The following is a 13,393-nucleotide window of genomic DNA, read 5'->3' on the forward strand; positions in this document are numbered from 1 at the left end:
TAAGTCACTGGGTGTATTTTTTGTATATATTATTTAGATTATTTTATACTTGGTTTCCATAAACCATATTTAATACAGGCAAGTAATATGACGGATTCAACCAAATTAAGCCAAGCAAGACAAAGACAAATAGTCAATGTGAATAATGCAAGTAATAGACTTACTATCACCCCACAATCAAGAATTATCCCCACAACAGAACAAGATAGGCTAGTAAGCCATATTGAAGACCACTATGCGCCACATAGACCAAATACTACTGGCTTAGATACAATAAGTGATGCTCTTCGTAGCGTAGATTTAGGGGTAAATAGTGGTGTTAATAATGTTCTAACAGGTCTGTATGGAAGCACTAAAGCTGCATATGATAATTTTTCTAGGTTAGTAAATACCCCAGTAGTAGGTGCTACGGCTCTTTTAAATGGGGAAGATGTCTCAGGTGCTATTAAAGAATCTTGGGGGTATGAATACACACCAAGCACCCAAAAAGTAGCAGAGGCATTAGAAAATGTAGGCTTAGTATCTACTCATAAATACGCAAAACAAGTAGAACCTTATCTTTCTGATACACTTAGATACGATAAAAACCAATTAGATAAAGCAAGCAATACAGGGAGTGAAGTACAAGATTTAAAGAATACTCTTACCCATTATTACAGTAATCCAAGACATTTAGCAATGACTCTAGTACAAGAAGTAGGTGATATGGGCACTTCTGCTTTAATGGGTAGTGCTGTTACTAAAGGTGCTGGTTTAGGTGGTAAAATCAGTGCTGCTTTAGTAGGTGAGGGTCTTAGCTCTTATGGCAATGCTTCTAATGAACTTATGCAAAGAGGTGTTAATCCAGACACTCTTAATGGGGTATTGACCGCAGGAAGTATTGCAGGGGTAAATATGCTTACCCAAAAAGTATTAAATACCAAATATTCTCCTGAAAATATTGCAGATAACTTATTAAAAAGTACCGCAAGTAGTGTGGGTAAATTCGGTAAGCCTACTAATTATGTTGGTGGTGTGGTTATTGGAGCAGGTTCAGAAGCATTAGAAGAAGCTCTGCATTCATCTTATGAAACAGGTGCTATTAACTACGCTAGTGGTATGCCTATTACTCAAGGCATGGGTCGTGCTGTTGGTGAAGGTGTAGCTATCGGAGGTACTCTTGGCGGTGCTTCATCTGCTATAGGTGGATTAAATGAACCATTACCCATCAAGGAAGACAATAGCAAACCAAACTTAGGCAAGTTATTTACTCAAGCTCAAGCCATCAATAAACAAAAAACACAAAAGATAAATGATGTAGCCAGTCAATATAATATCTCTACTATTTCTACATCTAATAAAGTAAATAAAGAGAATCCTATCCAAGTAGCCATCATGGGGGACTATTCTAAAAAGGATACAGGTAAAGGCACTAATGACCATTATGACTTAAGGTTAGCTCGAGATGCTAATGGTAAGCGTGGAGATATTAACCCTTATCTTGATAGATTCATAGTAAATGGTAAACCACTTAACAGTTATAAACAAACTGGTAAGTACATGGAGCAAAGAACAGGCTATAAACATGAGGGCGTAGACTATGGTTTTAATGGCTCATTTGGTAAAGACGCTAATGCTAGAAATCTATTTATCAATCCAAAGTATGAAGTAACTAATATCACTGCTTTTGATAATAATAAACATGGGGGTGGTTGGGTAACTCAAGTTACTTTCTCTGATGGTATTAAAGTTAATATCTTGCATCAAAACAAAGAAGGTGCATTGTCTATTGCTGATGCCTTTAAACAGAGAAAATCTGTAGGTAGTAGTCACTACATTAAACATAAAAACCTTAATTTAGGGGCTACACCTTATGATGATTTAATGAAGGAAATTTACACTAAATATGGTTATACAGAACAAGAACAGAGAATACTAAAAGCACAACTGGCTCAAGAATCAGCATTTAATCCAAACGCTAAGAGCCCTGCAGGTGCTAAAGGTATCGCACAATTTTTAGATGCTACTGCTAAACAATATGGCGTGAATGTCAATGATGTGGCTTCATCGATTGATGGTCAAGCCAGATTCATGCGTGATTTACTTAAAAGAAGTAATGGTAATTGGGAGATGGCACTAGCATTCTATAATGCAGGTGCAGGTAGTACAGATGCACAAACCAGATTTAATAAAGTTAAAAATATCAAAGAAACCAACCAATATTATAATAATATCTTAGCGAATGCAGGTGTTGATTTTGGTGGTACCAGCATAGATACAGCCAATGATACAAACAACGCTCTAAACGAACTTAATAACCTACTAAGCCAGTGGGAACAAGAAGAAGTCAATACTAAGAATGAAGAAGGTAAAGCAAAGCTACAAGAACAGATAGACACACTTAAAAACCAACTTGCTGAGATTACTGGTTTAGAACAACAAGAACAAGAAATCAAAGAGCAAGGTAAACAGATATTTGCTGGTTCATTTAATGATAAATTAACTGAATTAGAGATTGATGTAAATCCATTCTTAGATGATACAGAAAAAGCTGAATATAAAAAACAGCTAGGTATCCTTCGTGGTGATGAAACCAATATAGATGCAAGTGAACCATCTACCATCAAACCTAAGACTTATGATGAAATAGAGCAAGAATATGTAATAAATACCCCTAACTCAGAGGAGGATGGTACTACCAACCCAAAACAAACAGAGCTTATTAATAATGAACCCACTTTTACTCAAAGATTCTCATTAAGTAATACAACACCTGAAGAGATTGATAGTAATCCTAAGCTAACTGACAACCAAAAACGTGCTATCCATAAGATGATGGATGTACAAAGACAGGTAGCAAATACTAGAGATGTACAAGGTGTTACTGATGATATTCTCATAGGTAGTGTAGGTAATACTACTTTAGAAAGTAACAGAGGCTTACAAGATTATATTACTGGTTTTGAAAATGCTATTAATGCTAATAACATTAAAGCAGCTAGTAATTTATTAACTGATTTAGGATACCTAAGGGATACTCGTGTTTCTAAGAATAATGCAATAAATCAAGCACTGCAGTTAGTACAAGATAGTAATATTAAAGATATAAATGATGCACCTATCATTGCACAAGACGCTGATACAAAAGAATGGTTTGTTACTGAATATACTGGTTTAAGGGAAGCTTACCCAGAATTTGATGGTTCTAATGCTTTAACTGTATTTAAACCAAATAAACTTACTGAACAAATAAGTAAAGAAGCTAAGCTTGTAGATGATTTCACTAATGCTTGGGCTGATTATCTAGCTGACTATAATACAGAGAGTGCTCAAATACCTACACTAGATACTTCTATGTCTAGTGTAACCAGTAAGGCTACTAATAGAGCTACTAGAAGTTATGATGAAGCTGAAGCTACATTTAAAGGTAGAGAGTTCACCCAAGAGAGAGTTAAATCAGAATTACCTCCTTTGACTGAAACCAGTAAGAATTCTGTGGATGTTAAAGCAGGTAAAATTCAATTAGTACAGGATGTTAGTCAAGTACCTGAAGATGGTACATTCTTGGGTAGGGGTAGGTACACAGATGAATCTGGTAAATCAAGACCTAGCTCTATGTATGATATGGAACAAGGTAGAATCAATATCGGTGATTCTGGTTGGCTAGCCAGTCCTTATAACCCACCTAAGCAAGGATATAAGCCTAACCCATTTACCCTAGCCGATAGTAAGCCATCCACACACGCAGAAGCTTATGGAAGCTATTTTAAGCGTATGTTCATGAAGCATGATGACTTTGCTAAGGCAGTACTTGAACTTGAGCCTAACAAGCTTTACAGAACGAAATACAGCACTACTGAAGCACAATATATAGATAACTTCTTACAGAATGTACCAAGAGAATCTGTAGAAGATGCTAGAGCATGGATGAAAGATAAAGTGTATGGTATTGAAAAAGGTAAACCTGCTTTTAATTTAAGTAAAAATACTGTACCTCAACAGGATGAAGCTAACTCTAATAAAAATACTAAAGTTAATACTAAAGCCAATAGTGAAGTTAAATCTAATAATGTGGTTGATAATACTCCTGTAGATACTTCAGAGGAATCAACCAATCTCAAATTAGATAAGGGCATTCTAGCTTCTTTCAAAGCACAACTTACGGGTAAAGAGGCTAAGACTGAAAGTAATGTTACTAAAGTTGAAGATAGTCCTGTTGATATCTCAGATGAACTAACTGACCTTAAGTTAGATAAAGATACCTTAGCATCTGTTAAATCTCAACTTACAGATAAACCAGTTAAAACTGAAAGTAATGATACTAAGACTAAAGATACTCCTATAGAAGTCAATACTAAGGAAACCAATACTGATAATAATGAAATAGCTAGCAAGTCTAATGAACCTTCTCTTACTGGTTTTAAGAAAGAAAGTACTACTGTTAATACAGTATTTAATATTACACCTGAACAAGTAGAACAGGAGAAATCTAAGCACTGGCAATCACAAAACCATCTTATTCTTGGTTTCAAACAAGAAGCTGATAAGCCTCTAGTAAGCATATTAAATTTAGCAAGTAATCTAGAAAATAATTTAACTACAGGTATTGAAGAATTACTTCCTAATATTAAAGCTACTGAAGCACAAATTAAACAAGTAAATCACTTCTTAGCTTTTAATAAAGCGTTTGTTAAGGCATTAAAAAATTCATATCACAAAGAAGCTATTGGAGCAGATGGCAGAGATTATTCATTTAGAGATTTTAAAGGTTATTTACAAAAAGAAGATGGTAGCTTTGATGAGAATACCCTAACTGCTCTATCTCTATCTGCTTACTCTCACTTTATTGCTAACAATAAAGACAGTAACTCATACAAAGATATAGGTAAATTACTAAATTACCCTGAAGATATTAGTATACCTTCTGAGTTACTATCTAAATATAAATATGTAGGGGATAGATATAATAATACAGTTAATAGTATTGGTAGAACAGCTTATGAGTTACTTGGTTTAAAAACCAATAAAGATGTTAGTGAACTATATAGAGGTAGAATGATAGCTTCACTAGGTAACTGGGTAATCTCTTCATTGGTTAATGTAGGATTGATGTATGAGACTACTATCAGTAATGACGAGCTTAAAAAGGATTCATATGCCCTAGATAGTAATGATGATAATGAAGCTGCTGATGACCATTCTATAGTTACCTTCTTATCGTTTACTACACCTGATGGTGAAGGCAAAAAGAAATTGTTAGATGATATTACAGAAATCAATAAAGGTACACAAGGATTCTTAGCTAAGTTATTTGGTGGTGATGTAGGTTTACGTTCACCTACGCTAGAACCTACAGATACTGTTAATAGGGATATCAGAGGCACTACTGCTAAAGTATCTAATACTCAAGCTAAGCTGCAAAAGCATATGCAACAAGAACCTATAGTAATTAACAAGGATTCTATTAATAGTTTACAAAAGCTAGTAGAGAAGTTCCCTGAGCAAGCTAAAACCATGATTGGTGCATACATAAGTAAAGATACTTTAGATGATATGCATGAAAGTAAGCGTGTAGGTGCTGAAGCTAAAGCAGAAGGTAATAATAGGGAGCTTGAGAGACTTATAGGTTTTACTTCTGGCTTAAAAAGAGATGAAGAAGGCAATTACCAAGAGTTCTTTGATTCTAACTATGTAACTAAGAATAATCGTGGTCAGTATAATTCTAATGAAGTAAATATGCAGACCATGAAGATTCATAGAGCAATGGTTGATTATAAGAACTTTGAGCAAGTAATTGAAGCTGATGTTCTAAATAATCTTACAGGCACTGAAACAGACTTTGTTGTAGATGGTCAGCTTACTGACTTAGGGCATCTATTTAGTGCTGTTGCTGAAAATGCAGAAGGTACAGAAGATGTTATTAAAAGTATGTTAAATAATCTAACATATCGTAGAGGATTCACTGTAGATAAAGTAAGAGCAGAAGACTTCTTACCTGCCTTCTTTGAACACTTAGAAACTGATGAAGCCGTTCAGACTGCTGTTACTAGTACACAAAAGTTACTAGAGGACAAAGAATTAAATCAATCTGATATGGATAATATCCAAACAGTTGTAGATGCTTGGGCTATGCAAGCTTTATCATTCAGAGCTTTAGTTGAGTATGCTAAGTTTAAACAAGCACAGAAAGATAATACTGACCTTATTACTTCATTTGGCTTAGGTGCTGATGGTGTAAACAATGGCAGTGCTATTTCATACACACTTATGGGTTTAATGGTTAATAAGGAAAACCCAGATTTAATGAATCAGATTGGTGTGTTTACTGAAGAATCTGGTTTTAGCAATTTTCATGAAACCAGATTAAAAGGTTTAAATGATTATTATGAAGGTCTTGGTACTATTATGGAAAAAGAGCTTAGTACCTATAAACCAGACCGTAAATTAAGAGTTAATCTATTCTATAGAATTAATCCATCTATTCAAGGTAGGCAAGGTGCTAAAGAAGTACTGATACCTGCAGGTTATGGTGCAGGTGTTAAAAGACTATTGGAAGTTGCATTTGAGTCATTAATTAGAGATGTCACTAATTCATATGAGTCTTTACATAATACACATAAGAGCCTAGAAGCTAATAAGAGCTCTATGAGTGAGGCTGAGTATAACAGAGAACTAGAAGCTTTTGTAGATGATTATAATGAATTACAGGATGACTTAAGAGCAGCACTTAATGACAGAGAATTTAACTTACCACATCCAAGTGATATGCTTAATAGTGATGTATTCTTAACTAAGCAACAGCAGAAAAAATTAAAAGATGCTTATAATGATGTCATTGGAGGAATTATTATTGAATCTTTTAATAAATATAGTAAGTCGTTTAATGAAGCTAGAAGAGCTAATATTAGATTCCATGAAGCATCAGCTAATATTTATCTTACTTTACATAAGACACAGCTAGATAAAGCACTAGAAGCCAAGAAAGAAAAGATTAAAGAATCTTTGAATACTACCCATAAAAAGCTAGTACAAGATAGACTTACTAGTATAAATGCTAGACGTGCTAAAGATAAAGAACCTTTAACTTACGAAGATATGTTAGAGACTATGGCTACAGACCAATTAGAATTTGAAGGTCTTACTAAACAAGAATACAAAGAGCAAGTGGAGAAACCATTGCTTAAAGTATACCCTACAGTAAATACAGCATTTAACTATGCTGAACCTAAACATAAACGCAAGCTTAGTGATATTAGAATTCTAAAATCTAAGACTATTACAGTTGATGTCTCTGATAGTTATCAAATGAAAACCATAGGTGCTGATGGTAAGGTTAAATATAAGAAGGCTTCTGTATTAACTCAAGAATGGGTAAGTGCAGCAGTAGCACCTAACTCAGCACAAGTACAAGGTGTAGATGCTAGGGTTGCATTTGAAGCTGCTGCGATGAATGGTGATGTAAGTCTTAACGTACATGATAACGTTATTGCTGGTAGACGTAACTATGTGTCTATGGTAAGAGTTCTTAATAAAAAGTTCTATGAAACTACAAGAGATTATCATGCTAACTTAGCTAGTGTCAATGCTTTCTTAGATACTCTTGATGGTTTAGTAAACATTAGAGAAGATATCGGTGAAGAGGTATTCAATGAAACTATGATTGAATCCTTAATTGATTTTCTCAATATGAATTCTAAAGAGAAGGAAGAATATTTAGATGCAACTGACGGAGAGTTTGATAAGATTATCTCAGATGTAAGACCCCGAGTAATCAATGAAGTAGAGATGGCTATTAATAGGGATATTTTAAAGATACAACATTATGAGAAAGTAAATGTAGTTCATCAGTATGCAGGTTATGGTGGTCAGTATGAATTAACTGCTGAAGATAAAGCCAAAGAAAAGGAAGAATTAGAGAAGCTTGAGAAAATACAGAAATCAGTTAAAGCAAAGGTAACTACGTTATTAGCTAGATTAAGTAAACCAAATAATAGTATCTTATCAAACATACCTACAAGAGAGGAATTAAAAGAATTAGAAATTGAAGCCAACGAGCATAATGTAGAAATTAGCTACCGATATAATAAAAACTCTTTCGGAGAAAGAAGTAATCTAAGAGAACTTCCTGACATACCTGTTGTAAAAATTAAAACTAAACAACTTGGTTTTAAAGATACTAAAAAACTGGCTGATGAAATTTTAAGACAAATTCAAAAGACAGATGGTCTATATAATAAAGATACGGGATGGGTGCTACAAGTAGGTAAAAAAGACCGTAAGAAAATGGGTAATAATAAAGAATTATCCCATACCACCAGTCAATCAGTACAGGGCATCGAAGAGCTTGTTACCAATGCTGTAGTAGCAGAAACTCATGAAGATATTAAGCATCAAAATACAGATGTCATTGCAGTACATCGTTTATATGTGCCTGCTCTTATTAATGGGAATTTACACAGAGTTAAACTTACAGTTAAAGATTATATCTTGACAGATGGCTTAGAAAGAAAAAATCTCCATGCTATTGAAGCAGTGGAGATTGAAACTTCCGTTGCTGGGAACAGTACCACCCAACCTGTAGGTAGCTCAACCAACCACAACGGAAGCAAACTAAGTATAACCACTCTGCTTAAAGGTGTCAAGCATGATGGTGATGACGGGATATTCTTTGGAAATCAAAGAAAAATAGGTTTTAAAGACCTAGAGATTGAACAACAAGAACAATCATTACCAAAACCTTATAGCCTAAACCAACTACAAAAGAGTGTGGGTAAGCTAAGAGATGATAGTGCTGAATTTAAGTTATTTGATTACTTGATTTCTGTAGCTAAGAATAATAAAGGATTAGCCATCATCATGACAGAAGACTTTCCAAGTGAAGCTGATGGCATGTATGACAATAAAACCAATACCATCTATCTAAGACCCTCTATCATGTCTAATAATGAATTATCAGCAGATAGAAAGATTAGACTGATTAACCATGAATTACTTCATGCCTTAACAGAGACAGGAATTAGACTTGGTAAGGAGAAAGGTTCTAAAGCATATAAAGATATGCAAAAGATGTATGAGCAAATCAAACAAAAAGCAAATGGTCAATATACCAAAGAACTGGCAGATATGAATGAATTTATTGCTTATGGTTTGACTGATGTTAAATTCCGTGCATTCATTGCTGATAATTTAGACACCAGAACGCTAGGTATCAAATCATCTAAGATACAATCAGCCTTAGATACATTCTTAAAAGCTGTATATTCTATTCTTGGTTTTAATACGTCACATAATTTTAATGTATTTGCAAAGACTGTAGATGCTCTTATTGTCCCTTATGAGCCTATACAAGGTACTGGGGTGCTTCGTCATAGTGCATCTGCTATGAAGAGCAATAAAGCTAATATACAGCGTGGTATAAAAGCAATGAATCAAGTCATTACCACCAAAGCAGATAAGAAAAGAGCCATGTATCGCAATGATATTGGTTGGATTGATTTTGTATGGGGTAGTACAGGTGTATTAAAAGCTAATGGTAAAACCAAAGGTGCAATGGGTATTAGCCATATCATTGAAGCCAGAATGCGTAAAGATGGTATGGATTACCGTGAAGTAACTAGAATGCTAACAGAAGATATTGTTAAAACGATTGCTTTGGGTGTTGAATATAAAAGAAATATAGCACCTGATGGTAAGTCTTCTGTGCTAAAGATAAGACATAATGGTTATGAAGCAAATCTTGTTAAAAACTTAGGAAATAATGCTTGGGTTCTTACAGGATATGAGCTTCATGATAAAGATGTACCAAATGGCGGTGATAGAGTAGGTGGAGATACTTCTAACCCTACGCACATTACCCCTACACGAACTCGTGATAATGTGGGAGCATTTGGTACATTTAAGGAGTCAGATGGTGATATAGTGAAGAGTATAGGTTCATCTACATCTACGCATACCACCCCTACCCTTCATCGTGATGGTATGGGAGCATCTGACAAAAACAGTATAGCACCCAAAGACATTCCATTCAAGCAAAGATATTCACAATCAGATATTACTTCTGATATGAGTACTGTAGAAGTTATTCAATCTTTAGATAGTTCTATGATTGGTAGTGAGCATAACCAAAGACTTAATGATTTAACTCAAAGAATCATTGGTACCTTTGGTATGAATAGCAACCAAGATACCATAGTAGATAATGATAAGATTCTACAGTCTGATGCCTTACTACATGGTTTTAAAATGAGTGATAAAGAGATTGCTGTATATAACTCATTACACGCTGTATTCACAGCCATGGAAAACCATAGGGCAAATCAGAATTATCAATCACTAGTTAAATTATATAGTGATGCTAAGAAGCAATTAAGCTATAAAGACTTTTTAACAACTGATAGACCAACATCTGAAGATGCCTTAGAAGCCAAGAGAAAATATGAATATGTATTTAATTCAGAAGAGCACTTAAATGATAGGATAGCTGTATTTGCCTCTCTTGGTTTAGCTAATGAAGAGATGGCTAAAGTACTTCAGAAACCAAGACAAGTGAAACAAAGAGAAGCAGAGTCTTGGTTTGACAAGTTAATGACTATCTTTGATAAGGTATTTAAAGCACTAACTGAGCAAGCATTCTTTAAAGGGGGTAAAGACTTCCAAAGTCAGCTTGATGTACTAAGTAATAAACTACTTAAAGTGGATGCCGATGTAAGAGCTAATAAGCGAGCATTACATGAGATTGCTTGGCAAGGTGTAGGTTTAATGATTAAACCGCTTAATAAAGCAGTGCATCTTGCTATGGGTCTTGCTGTCAAACAAGCATCAAAGCTAGAAGGTTCAAGTAATCCTCATCTAGATAGCATAGGTAAGATATCTAGAGAGTTCGCAAGAATTAAAGAAAAAGATAACCAAGTATATATGACTGATATTGTTAATATGATTAACGAGAGTAGCTCTAGAGGTAGGTTTAATGAAGTAAGGGAACTTGTTAATGAAGCTACTGGTATTGTAGGTAATACTTCTAAAGTTGTGATGGAGAAAGTACTAAGACTGACTCAGAACATTGGTAGAGGTAGGGAGAAGCACAGAAAAGCTGTTATAAAAAATATCAGAAGTTACTTCCCTAACAAAGGTAAGGATTTAACTGTAGATGAAACCAGTGCAGTAACAAGAGTATTACTTAGAACTGATGTAAGTAGTTTACTTAATGATGATAACCAAGCTGAAGTACTTAAACTAATTACTGATGATAAGCACAGACAGAGTACCATTGAAGAACTACACTCCTTGGTTTCATCATTTAACCTATCTAAACCTAAAACCAATGGCATTATTATGAGTGCTATGGACTTAGCAGCTTATTTAGCTAAAGAGGAAGTACCTAATAATCTGTATAAGAATGCTGAGGGTATTGCTAGATTCTATGGTCAAGAGGGCAACATTAAGCTTATTGAGGCTATTGACAAACTAGCTACACTACAAGCACTAGAGTACGTAGATAGAGTAGACTTAGATACTGCTAAACATATGATGAAGTCTTATCCTGATGCTATGTGGAATGTGTTAAATCTTCATAAAGCATATACCACCATCAGTAAAGAACAGGAGTTTAAATATAATAAGTACAGCTATCAGAAAGGTTATTTACCTCAAGATACTAACAGCTTACGTTCATTGGTTTATGCTAAGAGTATGGATGAAGTATTAAAACTACAGGATGAAGGGTGGGAATTATTAACTCAAAGTCCTGATGGCATGAAGCAAGATAGTGCTGACTTAACAACACCAAAGTACTTAATGTTCCATAAGAATAGTAATTATAGAAACTATAACTCTGGTGCATTAGATATGAAAGATACCCATGCCAAAGGTTCTGTGATTTATACCTATAGAGACCATAAAGACATTACTAGATATATCAAAGATAAAGATGCTTTAATGATTAAAAGGAATACTACTGTAAATCCTAAAGATTATAATCCATTTAAAGATACTGGTAATATGGTAATGGCTTATGACCCTTATGGTGCTATTATCAATGTACACTATGAGATGAGAGGTGCTACTAGAGATAAATATCTAGAAAGGAATAATAACTTTATTGACTTGATGGGTTTATATGTATCAGGTATTGATGCTAAACCACTACTTATGGAACAGCAAGCAAATGTGGCTAAAGTATTATATCAAGATTATAAATTAAATTATAAACAAAGACCCTATGAGTTTATTGTACTAGACCCTAGAAGTAAGGATGAAAAGACACTAGAGACTTTAAGAATGATGCCCTACAGTTTTAGGGCAGAAGCTGAAAGATTATTTGGTAAAGGTGAACCAATCGTAGTTAAGAAGTCTGTATTCTTAATGACATTTGGTTATAGACAGTTGTCTATAGGTGATTTATTTGATAAACACTTTGATGATTTAGGTGCTTTCTCTAAAGCATTTGTAATAAGTAGTAAAGCAATACTAGGTAATAAGGCTAAAGGTAGGCTTATGATTGCTGAATACTTTGTATCAAGATTAACTAGTTTAGCAAATGATTTTGTTGTTATTAGAAACCCTGAAGTTCTTAAAGGTAATATAATCTCAAACTCACTAATGCTTATGCTTAGAGGCGTTAATCCAGTAGATGTTATTAAAGAGTCTATTAGGGTATGGAAGCAAGGTAGGGACTATGTTGAGTTAGAGAATGAACTGAATGACCTAAGGGTTAAATATCAAACAGTTAAAGATAAAACTCAAATAGAAAAAGAGATGAGGGATATATTTGCAAGAATGGAAAGACATCCATTAAGTGTTTACTTTAAACAAGGCTTGATGTCCTCTATTGTTGAGGATGTCAAGATTGATGACAGGGATACTTATGGTTCTATTTGGGAAGAGAAGTTTGATGAGTATAAAGATAAGCTCATACCTAAAAAAGTACAGGAAGGGATAGATTTTGTCATGATGAATCGAGGTTCACCATTACATAATATGATGACTCATGCTACCCAGTTTTCTGATTTTAGTGCTAAGGTTATCTTAATTGAACACCTTAAAAAACAGGGCATGAGTGAAAAACAAGCCATAGCAGAAGCACAGGATGTGTTTATTAACTTTGATATTCCTACAGGTCCAGTTATGGATTATGCTAATAGAATGGGGTTAATGAGGTTTACTAAGTTCTTTGTTAGATTCCAAAAAGCAATGGTAAGAGCATTAGGTAAAACCCCTGCAAGTACACTGCTACAACATACCTTAGTTGAACAGTTCACAGACCAAGCAGGCATATTAGACCCATTTGCACTTAATAGATTGGGCAATAACCCATTTGACTTAGCACCTCTAAGCTTGCCTAGCGTAGCAGATGATATACTGACACTGAAGATGGTAGATGCTATGATACCTGATGTATTCTAAGTTACAAAAATTA

At 34.4% G+C, this 13,393-nt stretch carries 1 protein-coding gene; it reads left to right on the top strand.

Annotated features, from left to right (window positions below; translation table 11 throughout):
- Positions 1-87: 87 nt before the first annotated feature.
- Positions 88-13,380, top strand: a complete 13,293-nt coding sequence (locus DYD54_RS05390; protein ID WP_063514060.1) for a transglycosylase SLT domain-containing protein — start codon at positions 88-90, stop codon at positions 13,378-13,380.
- Positions 13,381-13,393: the final 13 nt, after the last annotated feature.

The organism is Moraxella ovis, from assembly GCF_900453105.1.
Taxonomy (GTDB): Bacteria; Pseudomonadota; Gammaproteobacteria; order Pseudomonadales; family Moraxellaceae; genus Moraxella; species Moraxella ovis.